This is a genomic window from Tenacibaculum agarivorans, assembly GCF_001936575.1.
GTDB lineage: Bacteria > Bacteroidota > Bacteroidia > Flavobacteriales > Flavobacteriaceae > Polaribacter > Polaribacter agarivorans.
Genome location: NZ_MSMP01000023.1, coordinates 53,259 through 78,413, shown reverse-complemented (window position 1 = coordinate 78,413; position 25,155 = coordinate 53,259). Strand labels below are relative to the sequence as shown.

The window sequence follows — 25,155 nt, the reverse complement described above, 5'->3', positions numbered from 1 at the left end:
GCTAAAACTAAAACAACTTTTTTCTGTCAGAATTGTGGTGCACAACATGCGAAATGGGTAGGACAATGTCCTAACTGTAAACAGTGGAACACGGTAGTTGAAGAAGTGATTCAAAAAGAAGAAAAAAGAAATTGGAAAACACCTTCTAATTCGCAAAAGATAGTTTCTAAACCTAAAACTATACAAGAGATTCAATTGAATACAGAAGAAAGAATCTTAACTCAAAATAATGAATTAGATACTGTCTTGGGTGGTGGTTTAGTAAAAGGCTCAGTTATTTTACTTGGAGGAGAACCAGGAATTGGGAAGTCAACTTTATTACTTCAAGTTGCACTTCAAATTCAAGAAAAAGTACTGTATGTTTCTGGAGAAGAAAGTCAATCTCAGATTAAAATGCGTGCAGAACGTTTAGAAAATGAAAACTCAAATTGTTTAGTATTAACAGAAACGAATACGCAACAGATTTTTAGAAATGTAGAGGAGGTAGCCCCTGATGTTTTAGTTATCGATTCTATTCAAACATTATATACGAACAATATAGAAGCTTCTCCAGGGAGCATATCACAAATCAAAGAGACTTCCGCAGAACTCATAAAATTTGCCAAAGAAACGAATACCCCTGTTTTATTAATTGGGCATATTAACAAAGAAGGAAATATCGCAGGACCTAAGATTTTAGAGCATATGGTAGATGTAGTACTTCAGTTTGAAGGAGACAGAAATCATACGTATAGAATTTTACGTTCTCAAAAAAATAGATTTGGTTCTACAGCAGAGTTAGGCATTTATGAAATGTTATCAGATGGTTTACGAGAAATTACCAACCCCTCTGAAATATTAATTTCTAAAAAAGACACTGACTTAAGTGGTACGGCTATTGCCTCAACATTAGAAGGAATTCGACCATTAATGATAGAGATTCAGGCATTGGTAAGTACAGCTGTATATGGAACACCACAACGATCTACTACGGGATATAATTTAAAACGACTCAACATGATTCTTGCCGTTTTAGAAAAGCGTGCTGGTTTTAAATTAGGAGCAAAAGATGTGTTTTTAAATATCACTGGAGGAATTCATATAGACGATCCTGCAATAGATTTGGCAGTAGTAGCGGCTATTCTATCGTCTACTCAAGATATTGCGATTAGTCCAGACGTTTGTTTTGCTGCTGAAGTTGGATTGGCAGGAGAAATACGACCTGTTCCTAAAATTGATCAACGGATTATTGAAGCTGAGAAGTTAGGATACACCACTTTTGTCACTTCTAAATACAATAAGATCACTTCAAAAAATCATGCTATTAAGCTAATTCTAGTTGGAAAAATAGAAGAAGCTTTTGCTACATTATTTGCTTAGATGAATTGTAATTTAGCATAACTTTTATTTAAGATTTTAGTATCATTTACATTCAACCATTTATCTAAAATAGTAGCATAGATTTCTCTAAAGTCAATAGTGTATTTTAAATCACCATTATAATCTAAATCACTTAAATCTGCTAAAGGATTATAAAACCCTGCTTTTTTCAAATTTTTGCCAATAATAAAAACATTATTTGCTGTACCATGATCTGTTCCGTTAGAGCCATTCTTTTGTACTCTTCGACCAAATTCAGAGAAAGTTAAAATTAATGTATCATCAAAAGTTCCATTCGCTTTCAAATCTTCCACAAAAACAGCCATACTTTCTGCGTATAACTTCAATAATTTTGCTTGTCTATTTTTTTGATTCGCATGTGTGTCAAATCCGCTTAACGCAGCATAATATACCTGTGTCTCTAAACCCGAAGAAATAAACTCTGAAATCGTTTTTAATTGTTTTCCAAAGATATTTTTAGGGTATGTTTTACTGCTAGATTTGGTTTTAGTCTTTTCATGAATATAACTAGCAGAAGATTTGGCATCTATCATAGTATTATATAAATAACCTAAGTTATGTTCACTTAGATGCGTATCATTAGTGTAGTTTGAGGTTATTCTATCAAAGAAAGGCTGTTTTAGGAGCTGATAAAATAGTTTTGGATTTGTGATGGCTAACCCATTTTGTAAGTTTCCTTTTAGCATTAAAGATAGATTTTCATCTACTTCAATAGCTCTATAAGGTTTAGATTTTGTAAGATCTAAATATCGACCAACCCAGCCGGTTTGTAAAAATTGATTGCTATCACTTGCCGTTTGCCATATATCCGTAGATCTAAAATGTGATCTGTTTGGATTTGGATATCCAACATTATTGATGATACTTAAATGACCATTATCGTATATTTTCTGTAAAGGTTTTAGACTGTTATGAAAACCTAAAGTATCGTTTACTTTAAAAATACCATTTTTATCAATAGCTATATTACCTCTATTTTGGTAATAAATATCATTAGTGAAAGGGACAACAGTATTCAATCCGTCATTGCCACCTTTTAATTGGATAATTACTAGTTTTTTATTATTAAAAATACCCGTGCTTGGCATTTCAAAGGCTTTTAAAAATTGAGGCATAAACAATGTTCCTCCACTAGCTAAAGTTGTTCTTTTTATAAAATTTCTTCTTTTCATTCCTATTGTTTTTTAGCAAAGTTGATATTCTGGTAACGATAGTAATTGTATACAAAAATCTTTCTTTGTGTATGATTTGTAATTTTCTAACAGGACTTTTGTGCCTTTGTTAATAGGACTTACTATGATGAAGTTTAATAGCTCATCATAAGAAAGTGGTTCATAATTTTTATCAAAAGAATTCCAATTAGGTGTAGTTTTGATAAAGGCTTTTCTTTTCAATTTTTTCTTTCTAAAATTGGTAATTACATCTTTAAAATCACCTTTTTCAGAATAATTTATTTCTGCATTATTTAAAAGTACCGAAGGTAAACGTAGCCTAGTAACTATAGTATTGCTATCTATCCAACCTTTTCCTTGTTTCCACCCAGCAACATTTGGTGGTTTTAATAATGTCTGACCCAATAAACGTTGTACTAAAAGTAACTGTTTTGGTTTTTGAAAAGTATAAGGTACAACGGTGTGTATTCCTATTAATAATTCTATTGGAGACTTTATTTTACAACCTATATTTTGCTCTTCATAAAACCAATTAGAAAGGAGAATACTTTTCATCAACTTTTTGATGTTATAATCTGGATAAAAAACAGTAGTCATTTGTTGTATGTGGCTTTCATTTACGGTATCGTTTACAAAATACCTATAGATTTTTTCGCAAATGAATTTTGCACACTGTTTTTCTTTCAAAATGATATCAATAATATCATCACCATTGAAATTACCAGTATTACCAAAGAAAGTTTTGATTCCTAAATCTTGATGTTTTTTTCGCAGCTTGAAATTACCTTTAAAATCATGATTATAGCCCGCAAATGATCTAGCGCTTTCTTTAATATCTTTTTCTGTATAGTTTCCTTGCCCTAGCATAAATAATTCCATTAACTCTCGAGCAAAATTTTCATTTGGACTTCTTTTTTTGTTTTGCTTATTATTTAAATACTTAAGCATAGCAGCTTCTTTGGAAATAGCTTTAATAAATTCACCAAAATTTCCTAGGGCATGTTTTCTCAACGTATTATTATATTGTTGCACATAAAGAATATTATTATCTTCACAAACAAAATGATTTGTCCAGAAAAGCGTCATTTTTTCTCTTAGAACCTCAGAAGGATTTTTTAATCTATGTATCCAAGCATAATTATAATCTTTAATTTTAATTCTGCTCTTTTTTACTAACTCTTTTCGCATAGATTTAAAGTTGTCTTTATGAATTCCATTCATAAAAGAAGTGTCTATTTGTAAAGGAGAGAAATGATTAGATTCTTTAAATAAGTTATTTACTATTTGCTCTTTTGAGAGATCTTTTAGTGTAGCTAATTTTTTTGGATGTATTCCAAAACCAATTCTATTATATAAATGTAAAATGTGTTTTGTTTTCATATAAATAAGACTCTTGAAAAGATCAATGGTTTAAAAATATAACAAAAAAAACCACGCAATAGCGTGGTTTTCAGAAATTAAAGTAATTGTGTCTTCAATTATTTTTTACTGTTTACTTCTTTAATGTATTTTTCTAAAGCCATTGTCATAGATGGAGTTTCTGGAGTTGGAGCAGATATGTCTACACGTAATCCTCTTGCTTCTACAGCTTTAATTGTAGAATTTCCAAATACAGCAATTCTAGTATTATTTTGTTTAAAATCTGGGAAGTTTTCAAATAAACTTTCTATACCAGAAGGGCTAAAAAACACTAATACATCATAGAAAACATCTTCTAAGTCTGATAAATCACTAACTACAGTTCTGTATAAATCAGCTCTTTTCCAATCCACCCCTAACTTGTTTAATTCTTCAGGAATTAAAGGTTTTAACTTATCAGAAGATGGTAATAAGAATTTTTCGTCTTTATGTTTTTTGATTAACTTTCCTAATTCAGGGAAAGTTCTAGTACCTACATATATTTTGCGTTTACGATAAACAACATATTTTTGAAGATAGTAAGCTACTGCTTCAGACTGACAAAAATACTTCATACTATCTGGCACTGTAAAACGCATTTCTTCAGCAATTCTAAAAAAATGATCTACCGCATTTCTACTTGTTAAAATAATAGCGGTAAAATTATTTAAATCAATTTTTTGTGTACGAACTTCTTTAACAGGAATACCCTCTACATGAATGAACGAGCGGAAGTCAACTTTTACTTTTTGTTTTTCTGCTAGATCAAAATAAGGAGATGTTTCTGTTTTAGGCGCTGGCTGCGACACTAAGATTGTTTTTACTTTCATAAAACTTTCTTTAAATCGTTGTTGTTTTATAAATTATTAGCAAAGGAGCTAATTCGAGGCTGCAAAAGTACAAAATAAAATAGAAGAAGTTGTTAAAAATCAGCTTTTTGTTATTCTTAGCGATTAAGAAAACTCTAAAAAACAGTAATAAAACGATGTAGATAATCAAAATAGTACTATTCGAGTATGAATATTGATATAAAATTAATACAGGAAACAACCATAAGCTTATAGTATACATGTATCCAGCCTTAGAAAAAAGAAAATATCGTGTTGTTTCTTCTAAGTTTAAGGTTAGGGTTATAAATTTTGTGATTGTATATTTTAAAAGGATAAAACCAGAAACAAAAAGTAAAAACGAAAGATAACTGATTTTGGGTAAAATCTCTTTGTCTATACCAATACTATATATCGCTATGGAAAAAATAAGAGTACTAAAAATTAGTAGTAAGATGTGGAAAGTAGAGAAAATAGAGGGGTTTTTATCGGCTCTGTTCTCTATAAATCCTTGAGAGAAAAAAGCAATAGTATACCCAAGTAATAATTGAGGCTTATACAGTTTCATTAAGGCAATAATTACAAATGCCAGCAGAAAAACCAAAGTAATCCAGTCGCCAGTAATAAAATTACGTTCTATAATTTCCATAAAGGTTTTTAGAAATCCTATTAACACAAAATTAGTAATAAATTAGTTTATCTTTGTCCAAGTTTTTAATGAAATACAGATTGATGTCTGATACTTTAGTTATAATTCCTACCTACAATGAGAAAGAAAATATCGAAGCAATTATTAGAGCTACCTTCGATCAAGAGAAGGTTTTCGATATTTTAGTTGTTGACGATAATTCCCCTGATGGTACAGCTATTATTGTAGAAAATTTACAAGCAGAATTTCCAAACCAACTTTATTTAGAAAAAAGAAAAGGTAAAAACGGTTTAGGAACAGCTTATATTCATGGATTTAAATGGGGACTGGAAAGATCATATGATTATATAATAGAGATGGATGCTGATTTCTCACATAATCCTAATGACTTGATTCGACTATATAATTCTTGTGCTACTGAAGGAGGAGATGTATCTGTAGGATCAAGATATTCTGTTGGTGTAAATGTTGTGAATTGGCCTATGCATCGTGTTTTACTTTCGTACTTCGCTTCAAAATATGTGCGATTTATAACTGGAATACCAGTTCATGATACTACTGCGGGCTTTGTATGTTGGAGTAGAAAAGTTTTAGAAAAGATTCAACTTGATAAAATAAAGTTTGTAGGTTATGCATTTCAAATAGAAATGAAATATAAAGCTTGGAAACATGGGTTTAAAATAAATGAAGTATCTGTAATTTTCACAGATAGAACATTAGGGGAATCTAAAATGAGTGGAGGCATTGTTTACGAAGCACTATTCGGAGTAATTAAAATGAGACTAAAAGGTCTACCAAAATAAAACAGCGCTCACAAGATTACAATTAATGTGAGTTTACTAGATGCAAACTTTCTAGAGATCTAAAAAATCAAAAAAAATTACAAAACAGATGAGCAAATCATATCTAATACAAAACGCTAGAATTGTAAATGAAAATACAATTTTAAATGGAGATGTTTTAATCAAAGGAGAACTAATTGCTACTGTAGCAGAAAAGATAACACCAACAGGTGACGAGATTGTTATTGATGCTCAGGGGAAATATTTAATTCCTGGTATGATAGATGATCAAGTTCATTTTCGTGAACCCGGCTTAACACACAAAGCCAATATTGCTACCGAGAGTAAAGCAGCAATTGCTGGTGGAATAACTTCGTTTATTGAAATGCCAAATACAGTTCCACAAGCTACAACACAAGAACTATTAGAAGAAAAGTTTGAAATAGCAAGTAAAACTTCATATTCGAACTATTCTTTTATGTTTGGAGGAACCAATGATAATCTAGAAGAATTACTAAAAACAAACCCAGAGAACGTTGCAGGAATTAAGTTGTTTTTAGGTTCATCTACAGGGAATATGTTGGTAGATAACGAAGAGGTATTAGAAAAAATATTTTCGTCAACTGACATGGTGATTTCAGTACATTGTGAGGATGAAACCACAATCAGAAAGAATACCGCTGAATTCAAGGAAAAATATGGTGATGATATTCCAGTTAAATATCATCCAATCATTAGAAGTGAAGAAGCATGTTATTTATCTTCTTCAAAAGCTATCGCTTTAGCTAAAAAAACAGGAGCAAGATTACATGTTTTTCATTTGTCAACAGAAAAAGAAACAGCACTGTTTAGAAACGATATTCCATTAAAAGATAAAAAAATTACTGCTGAAGTTTGTATTCACCACTTATGGTTTACGGATGCTGATTATGAGGAAAAAGGAACACATATTAAATGGAATCCTGCGGTAAAAGCACAAAAAGATAGAGATGGACTTTGGAAAGCTTTACTAGATGATAGAATAGATGTGATTGCTACAGATCATGCGCCTCATACTTTAGAAGAAAAATCGAATGTGTATACTAAAGCGCCAAGTGGAGGACCTTTAGTTCAACATGCAGTTATTGCGCTTTTCGAAAAAGTTAAAGAAGGGGTAATTACCATTGAAAAAGTAGTAGAAAAAATGTGTCATAATCCTGCTATATTATTCCAAGTAGCTAAAAGAGGGTATATTAAAGAAGGATATTATGCAGATATAGTTTTGGTGGATGATAATGCTTCTTGGGAAGTGGCTAAAGATAATGTACTTTATAAATGTGGATGGTCTCCTTTTGAAGGAGTTACATTCTCATCTAAAATTACTCATACTTTTGTTAATGGAAATTTGATGTATGATAATGGGGTATTTAATGAAGAAATCAAAGGGCAACGTTTACTTTTCAATAGATAAATGAAATATTTTCAGCTTTTATTAGTCATTTTTTTATGCTTTTCATGTACAGGAAATACTATTTATGAAAAGCCTAAAAACTTGATACCTAAAGATTCTATGATTCTTTTGTTGACTGATATGCATATAGCATCAAGTGCAAAACATACAAAAAATAAGAGTCAACAGAAAGATATCAATTATATGACTATTGTGTATGAAAAATATAAAATAGATAGTGTTCGATTTGATGTCAGTAACACATATTATACCTCTAAAATAGATGAATATGATAAATTATTAGCTCAGGTAAAAAAGAGATTAGAGGTTTTTGCTACTGATATTCAAAAACAAATAAATGATAGAGATTCGCTAATCAATATTGAAAAGGGATTACTACATAAAAACACAGACTCTTTAAAATTAGAAGAAGTTGAACTTTCTGAAGAACACTTCGACTCTTTAAAAAAGATAAATTTAGAGAAGAAGCTTGAAAAATTAGAACAAAAAAATTAAACCTGTTTGATAAAATCAACAGCGACATTTTTTATAACCTTATCAATGGGCTGAAATTCAAAATTCAGCTCATTTTTTATTTTGTTAGCACTGTAGTATTCTTTTTGATGTGATGATTTAGCAGAGTTTTTAGTAAGTAAAGGTTTTTTACCAGTGATTTTTGTCAATAACCAATCAAAACGCCAAAAAATTGATGTCATAATCTTGCTCGTTTTTATATGAGGTTTCTTAACATTTAAATGAGACGCAATTAAGCTAAATACATTTTTAAAAGATACATTTTCAGAAACTAAAATATATCGTTCATTTTTAATACTATCTGAAGTGGCTAATCGGATTAAAACATCTGCCACATCTTTTACACTTACAAAACCTGTGATCCCTTCTGTGTAAAACTTGAATCCATTATAAACTTGAGTAAACATTTTTCCTGAACCTTCATTAAAAAATCCACTACCTAATATAACACCTGGATTCACTATTACCACATCTAAATCTTCTTGACTTCCACGCCAAACTTCCATCTCTGCCCCATATTTAGTAATGGCATAACCATGTTTGTCATTATTATCTAGCCATTCATTTTCTTCATTAATGGTTTCATTATTAATTGAATCACCAATAGCTGCAATGGAGCTTACGTAGCAAAATTTTTGGATGTTATTATCAATAGAAAAATTAATGAGATTAGCAGTACCTTCAATATTAATTTTTCTCATCGGCCTATAATCTTTAGGATCAAAAGAAACTAAAGCAGCACAATGGAAAACAAATGTAAATTGGTGTTTGAAAACAACTTCTAGAGAAGGAATATCCGTGATATCAGCTTTAATCCATTTGATTTTTGAGAAGCGTTTTTGATAATGCTCTTCGTAGAAAGAAAAAACATTTTCAACTACTTTAATTTTATGTTCATTCCTATAAATAGCAACAATAGTATCAAATTTATCAGTGAGTTTATACAACAAATGTGAACCTACTAATCCAGTACCTCCAGTAACTAAAATCATCTAAAATATTTTTTCAATATCAAAGATAAAAAAAGGAGACTACAACTTGCAGTCTCCTTTTTTAGTATTGTAAAATAAAATCATTACGATTTTAATGGAATAGCTGTTATTTGTACTTTAACATCAAAAGTAATCTTTCCATTAGTTCCATTACCTTCAACGATGTCTGTTACTCTTATTAGTCCTTTGTTTCCGTATTGATCTAAGAATTCAACTATATCTCCTTCTTTTAATCCTTGTATACGTTCGTCTGATGCAGTAGTAAGAGAGTTTTCAAGAGAACTTCCACTATTAATCGCATCAAAATCTGCAGATGTTTTACTTGATAATCCAAAATAGCATCTATTTAATTCAGCTTGAGATACACCAGAAACTTCTTCTACTGATTTACCACCAAAACCAGATTGCGGAAAATCATAGGTAGAATAAAAAGAGGCTTTTGTGTTTAGACCAAAGAAATAACCGAAATCCCATAAAGCAGATGTTTCTATTCCTTCACTTATTTTGTAAGTTTCGTTATTAAAAACAGAAACAAAAGTTTTAGAAGTCCCATCAGCTAAAGGTGCTGCTAAAATAGTTTGTGAGAACTCTTTGAATCCAGTAGAAGTAGTACCGTTACCAGCAGTAATAGTTACTGTACCATAGGCGTTATCAGCAATAGAGTTACTATCAGAAATATCTCTATAGTCTCCTCTGTTATTTGTTGTCCAAATTACATATTGCACTACATCATTTGGATTGTCAGGAGTGTTGAAAGTGAATGTAAAATCAAAGCTTGATTTGTCATCACCATCTAAATCTATAGAACCATCAGCTTTCTTCTCTCCAATACCATCAGGAAAAGAAAAAGGTTGAGGTCCTTCATTAGAACTAAATACATTTTTAGTGATATATATTCTACGCATTTTTTTGTTATCATCGTCGGTACTATAACTTACTTTAACATCTACAGTAGAAGCAGCATTAGCAGTAATATCTACAGTTCTATCTGAAGATCCTGCATTGGTAGGATTTACTATAATTTGATAGTTATTATCATCAGGATTCATGTCATCATCTCTAAAAATATCGTTTGCATCTTCACTATTACAACTTGTAAAAGTAAATGCACTAATCATGATGGTTGATAATAAAAGGGGCTTAAAAAAAATTTTCATCTATTTAGAATTTTATTTGTTTACTAACAATGTGTAGCTTTTGACACTGAAAAGATATACAAGTCACATGACGCTACTATTAATTTTAGATTAAGTAAGAATAAATACTTATATGTTTTCAATAGGATTATAACTTTAGAATATTCTAAATAGTATATTTGCGTTGTCTAAAAAATCGATACAGATGACTAAAAATTTGGTGCAAGAATTACAGTGGCGTGGTATGATTCACGACATGATGCCTGGAACAGAAGAGCAATTACAAAAAGAAATGACAAGTGCATATATTGGTTTTGATCCTACTTCGGATTCATTACATATAGGTAGTCTAGTTCCCATAATTTTATTAGTACATTTAGAAAAAGCAGGACATAAACCTATAGCTTTAGTAGGTGGTGCTACAGGTATGATTGGTGACCCTTCAGGAAAATCTGACGAAAGAAATTTATTGAATGAAGAGACCTTGGCAAAAAATGTAAACGGAATTAAAAGAACGTTAGCTCGTTTTTTAGATTTTAATAGCGATAAAGACAATACTCCAGTTTTAGTAAATAACTATGACTGGATGAAAGATTTCTCTTTTATAGAGTTTGCGCGTGATGTTGGTAAGCGTATTACCGTGAATTATATGATGGCTAAAGATTCTGTTAAGAAAAGAATTTCTGGAGAGTCTGGTAGTGGAATGTCTTTTACGGAATTTACGTATCAATTAATTCAAGGATATGATTTTTACCATTTACATAAAGCACACAACTGTATGCTGCAAATGGGAGGATCAGATCAGTGGGGAAATATCACTACAGGAACTGAATTGGTGAGACGAATGAATCCAGGTGGTGAAGCAAAAGCTTTTGCGATGACTTGTCCTTTAATTACGAAAGCAGATGGATCAAAATTTGGAAAGTCTGAAGGAGGAAATGTATGGTTAGATGCAGATAAAACATCAGTATATAAATTCTATCAATTTTGGTTAAATACGACTGATGTTGATGCTGAAAAATATATTAAGATATTTACATTTTTAGATCAAGAAACTATTCAAAACTTAATAGAAGAACACAAAGAAGCACCACATGCCAGAGTTTTACAAAAGAAATTAGCTGAAGAGGTAACTACTTTTGTACACTCTAAAGCAGAATTAGATAAAGCAATAGCTGCATCTAATATTTTATTTGGAAAGTCTACTGCGGAAGATTTAAAAGGTTTAGATGAACAAACATTTTTAGATGTTTTTGATGGTGTACCACAAGCTACTGTAACAAGAACAGATGTAGAGGAAGGTTTAGATATGATTGGTGCTTTAGCAGCTAAAACACAATTTTTGAAGTCTAATGGAGATGCGCGTAGAGCTTTAAAAGAAAATTCTATCTCTGTAAATAAAGAAAAAGTAAAAGAAGATTATAAAATTACTACTTCAGATTTAATTGCTAATAAATATGTGTTGTTGCAACGTGGAAAAAAGAATTATTTTCTTATAAATGTTGAATAAAGAACAACAGAGTTAGTTAAGTAATTACAACTCTTAGTTGAATAAAATTTAAGTCAATTGTCTTTAGCTATTTGCAGTGAGTAAATAGCTAAAGACATTTTTTTACCCTATTTTATATTGAGTCAGAAAATAACTTTTGATGTCTAGTTATTTATGGTACATCTCTATCAATTTATCTCTTTCCGTTTTTCTTTTTTTCGCTGAATTCCAAAAAGGTATTGAAATTCCACCATGAACTGCTCCACCAACAAACATAATTCCGCCTAAAGCATCAGATATTCCATTGTCTTTACTCAAAAGCGCTCCACCTAGAATCAAACTTGTCACAGATAATGAAGTTAATACAACTCCAACAGTTTTATTTTTCCTTCTTTTTTTATCAAGGCATAATATGTTATTCAAATCAGTTTGAATATTGATATCTTTTAAATCTAAAGTTTCAGTTTGAATATTAAGTTTATTTAATTCAGCTATCTTTCTGTTAGATAAACTTTGAGAAAATCCGTTCAAAAAAGAAAGGAATAAAAGTAGGATTGATATTTTTTTCATAGTTTTTATTTTTTGTACACTACAAATGTAGTGGAATAACAAACCTAAATTAATGTAATTTTTTAAGACTTTAGCAGTTAAGAAGCAATTTTAATATCAACAGTTAAAGGACATCGCTTACAGTTGATACCTTTTTTCTTGTACTTATTACAACACTTACTTTTTGGCTTTATACAATTTGCAGCACAAGCAGTATCACAGGCTTTTTGTGTGTATAATTGAGTAACTTTCTCTTTTTTAGGTGTGTAAAAAACAATCATATAATTACAAATTCGGTGCAAATATAGATGTTTTATTTAGAATAAATTAAAATAAAATATTATTGTAACAAATTTTAACTATTAATTACTTATTTATCATTAAGATAGATCTATGAGAAATGAAATCATATTAGAAAGAAAATTAACAGCACATCAAAAAACGCATGTAGCTATAGTTTTAGGAGTCCCTATAATTATTGTGATCATAAAACTACTGAATAATCATTTTGAACGCCATGGTATAGAAGATATATTCAGAATTTTTACAAGGCTTGTTCCTTTAGTAATTGCATTGTTTTCCGTTATAATGATCTTGTTTTTAAAATCAGTACTCTTAAAAAAAGGGAATAGTTTGTACTCTGGAACTTACATTTTTGGGAAATTACTTTTTAAAAAGAAGGTAAACCTAACTAACAAAACAAAATTGGCAACATTAAAATTAAATAAACGTCAAAAAATGGCTTGGTTCTCTATTGCTAATCCAGATCAAGGATTATCTTATTATAAAAATGATATTACGCTGTTGAATGATAAACATACGCGGAAAATACTTTTAGTGTCTTTAAGTGATGAAGTGTTAGCTCAGAAAGCAGTTACTTTTTTAGAAAAAAACTTTGATCTAATTCATGAAGTATATAGTCCAGACTTTAGCTAAAATTTATAAATAAACTCAGAGAGTATAGAATCAAAAAATAAGTTGTTAAATTTCTGATGTTTAAATTTCATAAAAGTTAATAAATTGATTGTTGTTTAACTTGTTAAAAAGTGAACAAAATAAGCTAGGAATAGTAACAGAAAATAAAAAGAAATCTATCTTTGCACACCGAAAAATAGATTATTTCTTGAAAGTTAAAATTTCTACATATCTATTCGTTTTCTTGTATATGATTGCAATGTTGCGTCCTATTGCTCCGTTTGTGGAGTATGCAATTAATTACGATTATATAGCTAAAGTTCTATGTATTAATAAAGACAAACCGAAACTAAGTTGTAATGGTAAATGTCAATTAATGAAAAAGATAAAAGAACAACAAGAAGATGATTTCAATTCACTTCGTATTCAAATGGAAGAATATCCTATTGGTTTTGTAGCTATTTTAGGTATTCAAAAAGAATCTTTTCTTAACCATTACAAAAAAAACCACTTCTTTTATAAGCTAGATTATAAGTATCTATTTCAGCATATTGTTTTTCATCCACCAATAGCATAAGTGTACAGTTTTCGAACATTTTTAGGATAGATTCTAGCTATCCTCATTCACTTATACTTAAAAATTAAATTTTAAACGATGAAAAATATCATTAAAATGGTTGTTGCATTTTTTGCAATAACACAGCTAACATACGCTCAAAAAAACACAAATCAATGGACCGCTGGTAGGCCAGATGGCCATGCACCAATCTCTGTTATGGGAGATCATTATCATGGAAAAGGAGATCTAATGTTTTCTTACCGATTCATGAAAATGAATATGGAAGGATTACTTGATGGAACTTCTGAAATTACAAACAATCAAGCTCACGATAGTGGTTATATGGTAACACCTTTAAACATGCCTATGGATATGCACATGTTAGGGGTAATGTATGGAGTATCTGATAAAATTACTTTAGTGGCAATGGCAATGTACATTCAAAATGAAATGGATTTACAAATGAGAATGCCAACAGGAATGACAAATCAATTTTCAACAGCTTCTTCAGGTTTTGGAGATGTTAAATTAGGAATGTTATATAAGTTTATAAACGCTAAACGTCAATCATTACACGCTAATGTAGGGATATCAATTCCAACAGGTACTTTAGAAGCTAAAGATGTCACTCCAATGTCTGCTCCTAATGAAATACAATTACCTTATCCAATGCAAATTGGTAGCGGAACTTTTGATGCTGATTTAGGATTAACTTACTTAAGACAAACAGATAACCTGTCTTGGGGAACACAGCTAAAAGGGATCTATCGATTTGGAAGAAACGATTTTGAATATTCTTTAGGAAACCGTTACCATTTAAATTCTTGGTTTGCATATAAAACAAACGACTGGTTAAGCTTTTCTGCTCGAGGAGAAGTAGTAGCTGAAGAAAGAATTAATGGGGCAAATCCAAACTTAAATCCTATGATGGTGACTACTGCTGATACCACTAATTCAGGAGGGAAGTACATTAATGGAGGTTTAGGGTTTAACATATATGTTCCTAAAGGAAAATTTAAAAATGTTCGATTTGGATTTGAGTATGCGTATCCTCTTTTTCAAGAACCTAATGGTATTCAATTGAAAAGAGAAGAAACATTAACTTTTGGTTTACAATACTCTTTATAGATAACTAGAAAACTTAGAATTGATGAAAAAAATAATAGTATTCCTATTGTTAGGAATTGTATTGCCATATTCTAAAATAATGGCACAAGAAGTATTTAGAGGTAAGGTTGTTGATGTTAATAAAGAAGTGTTGGTTGGAGTTTCAATAGCTTCGATAGAAGATTCAAAGAAAGGAACAATTACGGATTTGGATGGAAATTTTTCTATACGCTTACATCATCCAGAAGTATTGGTTTCTATGTTGGGGTACTCTTCTCAAAAAGTAGTGTTAAATTCAAAAGTCAATACCATAATCTTAAAAGAAAAAGATGAGAGTTTAACAGAAGTAATTATTTCAGCTAGTAGAGAAGCACAACAAAGAAAAGAAGTACCAGCATCTATAGGAACATTATCCGCTAAAGATATTGAAGAAACTAAAGCTTTTGGTATTGAGCAATTAGTAAATCAAGTATCAGGTGTGTTTATGAGTACATCTAAAGCTTCTAGTAATGAACAACATTTCATGGCGGTTCGTTCTCCTATTTCAACAAGATCTCTTTTCTTGTATGTAGAAGATGGTTTACCTATTCGTCCAGTTGCTGTGTTTAATCATAATGCTTTACTAGAAATGAACAATACTACGTTTAAAAAAGTTGAAGTATTAAAAGGACCAGCATCTAGTATTTATGGTAGTGAAGCTGTAGGTGGTAGTTTTAACTTTATCACAAAAGACCCAAAGAAAGAGTTTGGAGGTTCGCTAGGTATTCAAGTAAATGATTTAGGGATTTCCAGATATGAACTAGAGGCTTCTACAACAGCAAATGATAAATATGGTTTCTATGTTGGAGGACATTATATTCAAAGAAGTAATGGTCCAGTAGGACATTCAGATTATGAAAAATTTGCCTTAACATTTAAAAACGTAAATGAATTTTCAGAAACGTTACAATGGACTAACACTGTTAGCTATATCGATTATAGATCGGATATGTCAGGATCAATCTCTGAACCGAACTTTTTACAAGGAAATTACGAAAGTGATCAAACCTTTACGGAAAGAGAAGCGAAAGCATTGCGTTTTAGATCTACTTTAGATAAAAGATGGAATGATAATAACAAAACATCATTCAATTTTATCTATAGAAATAACATCATGAACCAAATTCCGTCGTATAGAATCCGCCAGAATAGAAATTCAGGTGTATTAACAGGAACAGGTTCGGGAGAAATCAATTCGAATCAGTTTAGAAGTTATGTTGGTTTAATTCAACATAAATTAGATTTTAATTTTTCTGACGCTTCTTTGGTTGTTGGAGCTACCGCAGATTTTTCACCACAAGATTATGTAGCGGAAACTATTGATGTAACAGTAAATACAGCAACCAGAAAAAACACTGATTTTGTAATAAATTCTGGAGACTTTATTTTGAACTATGAAGCAGATATTTTCAATTATGCAGGATATGCTCAATTTGAAATTTCACCAATAGAAGCATTAAAATTGACAGCAGCAATTCGAATAGATGAATTTATCTATGATTATGATAATTTAATTGAAAGTCAAGCAGGAGTGGTAGATACTAAAGTAGATTATAATAGCGTAGCACCTAAATTTGGATTTAACTACAATGTGAATGAAAAATTAGGATTTTATGGTAATTATTCTAGAGGGTTTACGCCACCACAAACTTCTACATTATTTAGGAATAGTAGCAATGACGATTCAGGAGCTACCATTTTTGATTTGAACCCTGCTAAATTCAATAACTATGAAATAGGAGGTTATTTCTCAATACCCTCAAAATTAAAAGTTGACCTTGCCGTATATCGATTAGATGGTATAGATCGATTAATTTCAATTCGAAATGCAGCAGGAGATTTTCAACAATTAAATGCTGGAGAAACAAGATCTGAGGGAATAGAGTTAGGATTGAAATATGAAATTTTAGATAATCTAACGATAGCTTATAATGGAAGTTATGCAACACATAAGTATATATCATTTTTCGATAATAATGTAGATTATTCAAATACAGATATGCAAACAGCTCCAAATTATTTAGCTACTTCATTGTTAACATATAAACCTATTAAAGATTTATCATTAACACTAGAGCATGAACAAGTAGGCGACTACAATACAAGTTTTGAAGGTCAAGCTATTATTGGAACAGATGCTTTAGGAAATGATATTTTAGGAACCACTACATATGATGGTCATCATGTATTTAACTTTAGAACAAATTATAGGTATGGAGATTTCGAGATATGGGGACAAGCACTAAATATATTCGACGAGTTATATGCAGTTCGTGCAAGTTATAATGTTTGGAGGCAAGAAAATAGTTACAGCATTGGTAATCCAAGAGCTTTTCATTTTGGAATTAAGTATAATTTTTAAATTTAATTAAACTATCTAAAACAGTTTTTGGAAGTATAACTGATAAAAAGTAATTGTCACTTCGAGTGAAATTATTCGAAATAAAATGTAGGATAATTTTTTATCGAGAAGTTATCAAATTGTTCTCGATACAATCCCGATAATTATCGGGATCACTCGAACTGACAAGATATAACATTATATTCTGAAAGTTTTAGATAGTATTTTTTGTAAAATGAAAAACAGAAAATTAAATCAATGGTTTTGGAAGTGGCATTTTATAGCAGGTATATTATCATTACCGTTTGTATTATTACTATCTATAACAGGGACTATTTATTTGTTTAAATCCAATGTAGAAGATAAAGTAGTCCACAATATCCAAAAAGTATCGCCTTATGAGAATACTGAAAAGTTATCGTATCAAACACAATGGGATATTGCGCAACAACACTCTAAAAGAAAACTGAACATAGTAGTAGTTACTACTAATGATGGCTTAAGTACTGAATTTATTGCTGGAAGGTTTGGAGGGAAAAAGTCTATATATGTAAATCCATATACAGGAGAAGTGTCAGGAACATTTCAAGCTAAAGATACTTGGATGTATAAGGTAAGAAAATTACATGGAGAATTATTAGGAGGAAAAGTAGGAACCAAGATCGTAGAACTGATTGCAAGCTGGATGGTCGTATTAATTTTAACAGGTTTATACATTTGGTGGCCTTTTGTAAGAGGTGTTAAAGGAGTTTTTACTATCCGTATAAAAGAAGGAAGACGATTATTTTTTAGAGATCTTCATGCTGTATCTGGTTTTTGGATTTCTATTTTGTTATTAATAGTGTTGGCTGGTGGTTTTCCTTGGACAGATGTGTTTGGTGGAAATTTTAAAAAGATTCAAAAAATTACAAATACAGGATATCCAAAAACATGGAATGGAAGAGGTTTAGCATCAAATATAGATGGTAAAAGCTTATCCTTAGATACAATGTTAACTATAGCAAAACAACAAAATTTATCTGGAGAGTTGATGATAGGATTACCAAAATCTCCGAAAAGTACATTTTCTGTTTCAAACAAAACCTTTCCTTTATCTGAACAAAAAATGATTCATTTTGATCAGTATTCAGGTAAAATAGTAAAAGTTCATAACTGGAGTGATGTAGGAATACTAATGCAAGCTAGAATGTGGCTAATGGCCTTTCATCAAGGACAGTTCGGAGGTTGGAATTGGTATCTTATGTTTGCTGTAGCTATTCTATTAACACTAATGAGTGTTGCAGCAATTTTTTCTTATGTATTAAGAAAACAAAAAGGAACATGGAGTGTACCAAAATCTCCTAATAATTTTAATGTAAGTAAAGGAATACTAGCGTTAATAATATTGTTAGGGATCGTTTTTCCGTTATTTGGAGTTAGTGTTTTGCTGCTATTTCTATTCGAAATAACAAAGCAAAAATCGATTTTCACAAAAATTTAATACTTTGTTGGAGTAAGGATCTGTAATTTTATAGACCAACACCCTAAATTATAATTTAAAACAGCCAATCATGAAAAAATCGATTTTATCAATTGTTGTGTTTGTATTCGCTTTAGTATTTTCAACTGAAGCATTTGCACAAAAGTTTCCAGGATTAGATAAAAGTCCTATGGATGCATCTGCGTATCCAGGTAGTTATAGAGTGCCAGAAAAATTAGTAAAAGTATATTACAGCCGTCCACAATTAAAAGGAAGATCTTTAGAAAAATTAGCACCAGCAGGAAAAGTGTGGAGAACAGGAGCTAATGAAGCACCAGAAATTACTTTTTATAAAGATGTTACTTTCGGAGGTAAATCAGTAAAAGCAGGAACGTATACATTGTTTACAATTCCAGGAGAAAAAGAATGGACTGTAATTTTAAGTACAGCTAAAAATGTATGGGGAGCTTATTTCTATAAAGATAGCGAAGATGTAGTAAGAGTAACAGGAAAAGTAAGTAAAGGAAAAGAAGCTGTAGAAGCTTTCGGAATTACTTTTGACGGAAAAGATAACGACGCAACTATGTACATGGGTTGGGGAGATGTTGTAGTTTCTGTACCTGTAAAAGGATAAGATATACTTAAAAATCAAATAGATAAAAAAGCCTAACGAATTATCGTTAGGCTTTTTTTTAGTTCTTTAAATAGAGACTCTTGTTCCAAAAAAAACTGCACTTATGGGTTTTATACAATTTTGAAGATGTAAAAATTGGAATTTTGAAGTGTAAAATCTTAAAAATTAATACTATGTCTACTACGTATACAAAATTATCAGTAACGAATACTAAAAAAGAAGCAGTTGAAGTGTATTTAACCTTTGCAGCTGCAAATCCAAGTAACACTTGTTGTGGTAGCCCAGCTACAGTATCAGATTTTGATAACTTAGAAAAAGTAAATGATCTAATGGGTAAATTTACTTTAGGAGCAAATAGTACTTATGAATTTGATCCTAAAGGAAAATGCTTTAGTGGAAATGTTTGTTTTTACATAGAACCTCAATGTCCAGTACCAGGAGCTAGTTTTAATGGAGGTGCAGAAGGTACAAGTATAGCAGAGTTTACGTTAAATCCAAGCTCTGGTTGTGATGAAGCATTTGATATTAGCTGTGTAAATGGAGTAAATAGTTTTATTCAAATGAAAGTAGATAAAGATGGTGGATGGACATATGGACCTGAAAAAAAAGCCATAGATAGTATCTACAATAAAGCTTTAGGTTTAAACTCAGGAAATCCAGGAGTTTTTCCAGTGAACTGTACAGATTGTATTCGATTAGTTGGAGATAAACCATGTCCTACTTTACCAGTTGGACCAGCTCAAACAGAAAGAATTTGTAATATTCAAAGAACAGGAAGAGGCGGTGTTTTACAAGTTATTTTAACGGAAGTAGAACCAGCATAAATTTTTAAAGCCTAACGAATTTCGTTAGGCTTTTTTTAAACATTTTTTTGATTCTAGATAATGTTTATGGTATAATAGTTGGGTAAAAAAAAGCCTAATTAAAACTATAAACAATTATTATGAAAAAACTATTACTAGGGATTTTAGTTACAACAGTATTCTTTTTAACAGCTAATGCTCAAGAAGTAAAGTTTGGGCTTAAAGGAGGTGTTAATTTTTCCACAATTTTAGGAGACAATCCGAGTATAGATTCCAGAACAGGCTTTCATGTTGGAGGTTTAGCAGAAGTAAAATTAGGAGATTCGTTTTCTATTCAACCTGAAGTATTATATACTCAGTTAGGCACTTCAGATCCTATTTATGAACTGAAAGTAGATTATTTAGCAATTCCTATTATGACAAAATTTTATTTAGGAAAAGTATTCTCACTACAGGTTGGACCACAGTTTTCTTTTTTATTAGATGATGAGTTTAGAGGAGATGTTTTTACACGTGAACCAGACTTAACCAATTTTGATGTAGCTGCTAATTTTGGTTTTGGAGTTAATTTAAAAAATGGATTATTTTTTGAAACACGATATGCTTTAGGTATTACTCCAATGCAAGAAAATCCTGATCTTCAAAATGGAGCTTTTCAGCTATCAGTAGGTTTTCAGTTTTGATGAAAAAAAATAAATTATAAAAAAAGGGCTCTGTTTTAGAGCTCTTTTTTTATAATTTATTTTTACTGGTATGGAGTACAAAGGTAGCATTAAAACCAAAATGGAAATTTCCATCATGGAAATTAAAATTATTAGTAGTTTGTCCAATAAATGCATCTTTAGCAAAGTTTCTAGCATTGGTCATTTGAAATTGGAGTAATAAATGGCTCAATTCCCAGTTCACACCAATCATAAAAGGATTATATGTAGTTACTGATTTCACGGGATTGAAATTTGCATAATATTCAGACACTATAGAAACATGATGGCCTACTTTATATCTCGCTCCCATACCTAAAGCAAATTGACTTTTAATATCGTCTTGAGCAAAGCTTTTATTTCTAGTAATAAAAGTAGGACTAATTTGAGCAGAAAACTTTGTGTTAAACTTTCTAGCGATAATAAATTGGCTTGTAAATCCATAAAGCTTACTATTGTCTTTAGTAACTGTACCGTAAAAAGGATTCATTCCAGTTTCAGAATAAATATTTCTGAAAGAAGCTTCTTGATAAAAGGCAATACTAAAAGGACTTTTCTTCGAGTCTTTTCGTTGTCTTACAAATTTATACTTTATAAATCCATCAGTAATTTTATCATAAGTACCATATCCAATCCCTGCGGTAAAATTATCAGTAAAAGCATAGTCTAAACCTAATCTAATATTTACTTCATCAGCTAAAAAACCTTGTTTACCACCTTGTGGACGATTCCAAAATCGATTAAACATACTAATTTCTAGAGCTCCCTTTTTTCGTGTTTCAATAGAATGAGAAAGTCCAATTCTAGTGGTTTTAAAAGTTGCTATTTCATATGTTGGCGTATCAGGATATTCCTTATCTAACTCTTTAAGTAAGTTTTGAGCACTACAAATAGTGGATGTAAAAAGTATATATAGTGCTATATATTTTTGATTAATTATTTTCATGAGGCAAGTATTGGAAATTAAATTTAACAAGCACAATTTTGGCAATGTTTTTAGATAAAATTGGTGGAATCTTTATATTAAAATCGTTTACAGTAAGGTTAAACTCTCCGGTTAAATTATAGCTTTCTGGAGTTTTCTGAATAGTAGTCTTTATATCAACATCCTTAGTAATTCCATGAATGGTAACTTTACCTTTAATCAATTGAGTTTGCGGACCAGCATTTTCTAACCCTTCTAATAAAAAACCTTCAAATGTAGCTTTAGGATACAAATCAGATTCAATATAGCTATCATTAAAATGTTCGTGCATTAAATCCTTTTTAAACACAAAAGCTCTCATTAGCATACTCGCTGCAATTTCCTTTTTGTCAAAATCGAGTATACTTAGTACTTGATTGTTTTTCGCCTCTATATTTTCAACAGAAGCATAGGAGAAAAATGTTACTTGACCCTGCCGAGCAATAAATTGCTGAGCTACACTATTCCCAAGAGAGAATATAGAAAAGATGAGTAATAGTTTTAGTTTATTCATGATAATTATTCGGTCTTTATAAAGCAATTTAAAAGCACAACATCTTTTAAATATCCTTTACAAATCCCTTTTATATATAGTTGTTGATTTATTTTTAAAGTATCTATGTTTATATATTCAGCATCGTCTAAATCACATATAATAGCAGAGGAAGAATTACCCTGTAGAATAATTGTTCTTCTATTGTTTAAATGCGAAATCTTTTTAATTCTACCATAAACCTCAATAATGGTGTTACTATACTTTTCTGTAGCTTCTATTTCATTGTTATGAAATTGAGAAACTACATTTTCAGCAGAAACTGAGAATTTAGGGCTCACATCTTTTACCCCTTTTTTATAAAAAGTTGTAAAGAGGAATATGAAAAGACCTACAACGATAAAAAAAAGACCGTATTTCTTAACCACGGATTTATATTTAATTTTTGTCAAAGTAAATGCTTAATTTAAAAAAATTAGAATAATTTTGGTTGAAAAGGAAAATAAAATGCTGAAAAGGAAAAATAGATGTTAACCATTTATTAAAAAATGAGAAAAGACAGACTATATCTATTTACCGTTTTATCAATTACCATAGTTTTTTTAATTATTTCTGTGATTGGTGCTAAATATTTCATTAAAGCTAGTGCCAATCAATTAATAGAAGTTCAGGTTGAGACAAGTAAAAGAGAAGCCAACGAGGTGGCAAACCTAATGGATTTTCAACTTCGCAAAAACATAGAGAAACAAGAGGTATTAGATCATTTACAAAATACAATTACAAAAACTGATACGGATACATGGTTTATTTCTGTATTCGATTGGTCGGGTAATAAAGTATGCCATCCTAATATTACGGAATTAGGTCAGCCAGTAAATTCTGACGATGACTTATTAGCTTCTTTAAAAGAGAAGAACAATTCTGATGATTTGTACGATATATTAGTAAATAGTACCACTGAAAAAGAAAATTTTTCTGAAGTAATACACATAGCACCAGTTAAAAGTTCAGATTTATTAGTAGGAGCAAATGTCAACATAAATAGCATTCGTTTACAAATGAAAAGATTGAAACGAAATTTCTACTTAATTTTCTTAATCATGGGTATCTCTGTGATTATACTCACATCATTAGCAGTACGGATAATTGGTAGTAAGTATGAAAAGCAATTAGAATTAAAATATACCACACTAGAAACAGAAGTGATTAATTTATCTAAATTGAATACGGATTTGGTTTCTTACAAAGAAAAGAAGGAGAAGAAGATGGAAGAAGAAGCAAAAGCCCTAGAAAAAGCTGAAGAAAAAGAAGCAGTAGAAGTGGTAGGTAATACAGAAGTTGCATCAGAACCCAATAAGAAAAGAATACTTACCTATATTAGAAATGAACTAGTTCCTGTTTTAATTAACGATATTGCTTATGTGTATACTGAAAATACAATTACCTATGTAGTTACTTTTGATGGAAAGAAATCTACATCTAACGCAAGTTTAGATGATATGTATTCTAATTTTGACCCTACATTATTCTTTAGAGCCAATCGTCAATTCATCATCAGTATCTCTGCAATAGATAAAATTATTAAGTACGGTAAGAGTCAATTAAAGATTGTATTAATTTCAAAAACTTCAGAAGAAATTTTAATCAGTAAAAACAAGGCAGCAGAATTTAGGCAATGGCTTAATATGTAGTTGTTTAGCTAAAAAGGCGAAAAATTCAACTTCTTATTTTCACCTTTTAATCTCTTTTTTTCCTCTTTAATAAGGTTTATAGTGTCAATTCTTTGCATTACGTGGTTATTTGTAGTGTAATCAAAAAATGATATAAAAAACTATAAAACTTATTTGCAATGATGAAACTACTATTCAAAAGAACACAGAAAATACTAAGTAATTTTTTACTAATTCTACAAGATTGTGCTAGAGCAGCCAGTTATGCTAGACAACGATAAAGGTAATCCCAAATAAGAGCGATCAAAGAGTGTAGATTGTTGATGATTTCATAGGAGTTTTTCGATCCCTAGATTTTCTCTCTAACAACTTTTGTTGTTCTTTTTAGGTAGCGATTTAATTATCCGTCTCTATATATTTTAGAAGTGTATCAGAAAATATAATTAAAAAGGTGAAAACCAAAGTGAGTTATTTCAGTTGAAGAAAGGTAGTTCACTATATAAAGAAAATAAAAGCTTTTTGTTAGAGAGTTTTTTTAGGGAGATTAACAAAGAGTATATCAATAATTAGTAAGACAAGTAATTGTGTCGATTAAATCAATTTTTTAGGTTTTTTGTTCTAGGGATAGCACTTTTACCCAGTGCTGTCCCTTTTATTTTTTATGAAGAATCTGAGGCCTTTAATTTTTAAGTAATTTTGTAATCTAAAAATATATTGAAATGGAAATTTGAAAAGAACAAACTTGAAAGAATTGACTAAACTATGAATAGCAAAACATATAATTTACTGAAAAGAATGCAAAAAAGGCCTATGCTATGGACAGGTCAAAATACATTAAAATCAATAGCTTCATTTTTATTTGGTTATCAAATAGCAATGAAAGATCATAATTTTGAAGATGATTTTGGAATTTCTTTAGATTTTTTCGACTGGGTAGCTGACAAACTGGGTTACAATTATGCTACAGCAGGATGGGCTAATATGATACTTGCCAATATCATGGGGTTTGACCCTCAGAATATTGAGTGGGAGAATTATGATATTAGTGTAACGAATACACAGCATTCTGAATCAATTGTTAAGTTTTATGCATTGATTGATGAATACATGGATGAATTGAAAACAAAGTAGAA

Annotated in this window: 26 protein-coding genes; 15 read left to right on the top strand and 11 right to left on the bottom strand. The window is 30.4% G+C overall.

The window, feature by feature from the left end; all coding sequences use genetic code 11:
* Nucleotides 1-1,359 (top strand): DNA repair protein RadA (gene radA / locus BVC87_RS16525; protein WP_075343511.1); only part of this gene is annotated, 1,359 nt, incomplete at its 5' end.
* Here radA and BVC87_RS16520 read toward each other — a convergent pair.
* The 4 genes from BVC87_RS16520 to BVC87_RS23960 all read right to left on the bottom strand — a co-directional run bounded on the left by BVC87_RS16520 (nt 1,356) and on the right by BVC87_RS23960 (nt 5,426).
* The gene (locus BVC87_RS16520) at nt 1,356-2,552 is read right to left on the bottom strand and encodes a DUF1501 domain-containing protein (RefSeq protein WP_075343510.1); all 1,197 of its coding nucleotides are present in this window, start codon (nt 2,550-2,552) and stop codon (nt 1,356-1,358) included. The genes radA and BVC87_RS16520 overlap by 4 nt on opposite strands.
* 12 nt (nt 2,553-2,564) lie before the next feature.
* Entirely contained in the window at nt 2,565-3,932 is a 1,368-nt protein-coding gene (locus BVC87_RS16515; protein WP_075343509.1) for a DUF1800 domain-containing protein, read from the bottom strand.
* A gap of 98 nt (nt 3,933-4,030) precedes the next feature.
* Entirely contained in the window at nt 4,031-4,780 is a 750-nt protein-coding gene (locus BVC87_RS16510; RefSeq protein WP_075343508.1) for a uroporphyrinogen-III synthase, read from the bottom strand.
* Nucleotides 4,781-4,790: 10 nt separating this feature from the next.
* Nucleotides 4,791-5,426, bottom strand: coding sequence for a DUF4271 domain-containing protein (locus BVC87_RS23960; protein ID WP_075343507.1), 636 nt, complete (start codon nt 5,424-5,426; stop codon nt 4,791-4,793).
* A gap of 83 nt (nt 5,427-5,509) precedes the next feature.
* Here BVC87_RS23960 and BVC87_RS16500 point away from each other — a divergent pair, with 83 nt between their 5' ends.
* From BVC87_RS16500 to BVC87_RS16490, 3 genes are all read left to right on the top strand, one after another.
* Entirely contained in the window at nt 5,510-6,229 is a 720-nt protein-coding gene (locus BVC87_RS16500; RefSeq protein ID WP_075343506.1) for a polyprenol monophosphomannose synthase, read from the top strand.
* An 88-nt stretch (nt 6,230-6,317) separates the two neighbouring features.
* Entirely contained in the window at nt 6,318-7,658 is a 1,341-nt protein-coding gene (locus tag BVC87_RS16495) for a dihydroorotase (RefSeq protein WP_075343505.1), read from the top strand.
* Complete coding sequence (locus BVC87_RS16490) at nt 7,659-8,153, top strand: DUF4296 domain-containing protein (protein WP_075343504.1); 495 nt, start codon at nt 7,659-7,661, stop codon at nt 8,151-8,153.
* Here BVC87_RS16490 and BVC87_RS16485 read toward each other — a convergent pair.
* Together BVC87_RS16485 and BVC87_RS16480 are read right to left on the bottom strand one after the other, a co-directional pair.
* Nucleotides 8,150-9,163: an NAD-dependent epimerase/dehydratase family protein gene (locus BVC87_RS16485; RefSeq protein WP_075343503.1), complete on the bottom strand. Its 1,014-nt coding sequence runs from the start codon at nt 9,161-9,163 to the stop codon at nt 8,150-8,152. The genes BVC87_RS16490 and BVC87_RS16485 overlap by 4 nt on opposite strands.
* A gap of 83 nt (nt 9,164-9,246) precedes the next feature.
* Nucleotides 9,247-10,320, bottom strand: coding sequence for a hypothetical protein (locus BVC87_RS16480; protein ID WP_143569813.1), 1,074 nt, complete (start codon nt 10,318-10,320; stop codon nt 9,247-9,249).
* 184 nt (nt 10,321-10,504) lie between these two features.
* On the opposite strand from BVC87_RS16480, the gene tyrS reads away from it, so the two are divergent.
* Complete coding sequence (gene tyrS / locus BVC87_RS16475) at nt 10,505-11,809, top strand: tyrosine--tRNA ligase (protein ID WP_075343501.1); 1,305 nt, start codon at nt 10,505-10,507, stop codon at nt 11,807-11,809.
* Between the two features lie 147 nt (nt 11,810-11,956).
* Here tyrS and BVC87_RS16470 read toward each other — a convergent pair whose 3' ends face one another.
* On the bottom strand, nt 11,957-12,358 hold the full coding sequence (locus BVC87_RS16470; RefSeq protein WP_075343500.1) for a hypothetical protein: 402 nt from the start codon (nt 12,356-12,358) through the stop codon (nt 11,957-11,959).
* Nucleotides 12,359-12,435: 77 nt separating this feature from the next.
* On the bottom strand, nt 12,436-12,618 hold the full coding sequence (locus tag BVC87_RS16465; RefSeq protein WP_075343499.1) for a hypothetical protein: 183 nt from the start codon (nt 12,616-12,618) through the stop codon (nt 12,436-12,438).
* A gap of 112 nt (nt 12,619-12,730) precedes the next feature.
* On the opposite strand from BVC87_RS16465, the gene BVC87_RS16460 reads away from it, so the two are divergent.
* The 8 genes from BVC87_RS16460 (at nt 12,731) to BVC87_RS16425 (ending at nt 20,877) form a co-directional block, all read left to right on the top strand.
* Complete coding sequence (locus BVC87_RS16460; RefSeq protein ID WP_075343498.1) at nt 12,731-13,273, top strand: hypothetical protein; 543 nt, start codon at nt 12,731-12,733, stop codon at nt 13,271-13,273.
* 187 nt (nt 13,274-13,460) lie between these two features.
* Complete coding sequence (locus tag BVC87_RS16455) at nt 13,461-13,829, top strand: hypothetical protein (protein ID WP_143569812.1); 369 nt, start codon at nt 13,461-13,463, stop codon at nt 13,827-13,829.
* Nucleotides 13,830-13,907: 78 nt separating this feature from the next.
* A complete protein-coding gene (locus BVC87_RS16450) occupies nt 13,908-14,939 on the top strand; it encodes a transporter (protein WP_075343497.1) in 1,032 nt (343 codons plus the stop codon).
* Between the two features lie 22 nt (nt 14,940-14,961).
* The gene (locus BVC87_RS16445; protein ID WP_075343496.1) at nt 14,962-17,319 is read left to right on the top strand and encodes a TonB-dependent receptor; all 2,358 of its coding nucleotides are present in this window, start codon (nt 14,962-14,964) and stop codon (nt 17,317-17,319) included.
* A gap of 214 nt (nt 17,320-17,533) precedes the next feature.
* Nucleotides 17,534-18,778 carry a PepSY-associated TM helix domain-containing protein gene (locus BVC87_RS16440; RefSeq protein WP_075343495.1) on the top strand — a complete coding sequence of 415 codons (1,245 nt, stop codon included), beginning with the start codon at nt 17,534-17,536 and terminating at the stop codon, nt 18,776-18,778.
* 70 nt (nt 18,779-18,848) lie between these two features.
* A complete protein-coding gene (locus BVC87_RS16435; RefSeq protein ID WP_075343494.1) occupies nt 18,849-19,391 on the top strand; it encodes a DUF2911 domain-containing protein in 543 nt (180 codons plus the stop codon).
* A 173-nt stretch (nt 19,392-19,564) separates the two neighbouring features.
* A complete protein-coding gene (locus BVC87_RS16430; protein ID WP_143569811.1) occupies nt 19,565-20,215 on the top strand; it encodes a glycoside hydrolase 64/thaumatin family protein in 651 nt (216 codons plus the stop codon).
* Between the two features lie 119 nt (nt 20,216-20,334).
* Nucleotides 20,335-20,877: a porin family protein gene (locus tag BVC87_RS16425; protein WP_075343492.1), complete on the top strand. Its 543-nt coding sequence runs from the start codon at nt 20,335-20,337 to the stop codon at nt 20,875-20,877.
* Nucleotides 20,878-20,926: 49 nt separating this feature from the next.
* On the opposite strand, the gene BVC87_RS16420 is transcribed toward BVC87_RS16425, so the two are convergent.
* Genes BVC87_RS16420 through BVC87_RS16410 form a run of 3 tightly spaced genes read right to left on the bottom strand, consistent with a single transcriptional unit; the run spans nt 20,927 to nt 22,804 of the window.
* The gene (locus BVC87_RS16420) at nt 20,927-21,841 is read right to left on the bottom strand and encodes a DUF5777 family beta-barrel protein (RefSeq protein WP_075343491.1); all 915 of its coding nucleotides are present in this window, start codon (nt 21,839-21,841) and stop codon (nt 20,927-20,929) included.
* Complete coding sequence (locus BVC87_RS16415) at nt 21,828-22,373, bottom strand: YceI family protein (protein ID WP_075343512.1); 546 nt, start codon at nt 22,371-22,373, stop codon at nt 21,828-21,830. The genes BVC87_RS16420 and BVC87_RS16415 overlap by 14 nt, the downstream gene beginning before the upstream one ends.
* A gap of 5 nt (nt 22,374-22,378) precedes the next feature.
* Nucleotides 22,379-22,804, bottom strand: a complete 426-nt coding sequence (locus BVC87_RS16410) for an OB-fold protein (RefSeq protein WP_075343490.1) — start codon at nt 22,802-22,804, stop codon at nt 22,379-22,381.
* Between the two features lie 96 nt (nt 22,805-22,900).
* Between BVC87_RS16410 and BVC87_RS16405 the strand changes: the two genes are divergently transcribed.
* Both BVC87_RS16405 and BVC87_RS16400 read left to right on the top strand, forming a co-directional pair.
* Nucleotides 22,901-24,043, top strand: coding sequence for a LytR/AlgR family response regulator transcription factor (locus tag BVC87_RS16405; protein ID WP_075343489.1), 1,143 nt, complete (start codon nt 22,901-22,903; stop codon nt 24,041-24,043).
* A gap of 741 nt (nt 24,044-24,784) precedes the next feature.
* Entirely contained in the window at nt 24,785-25,153 is a 369-nt protein-coding gene (locus BVC87_RS16400; protein WP_075343488.1) for a hypothetical protein, read from the top strand.
* Nucleotides 25,154-25,155 lie beyond the last annotated feature (2 nt).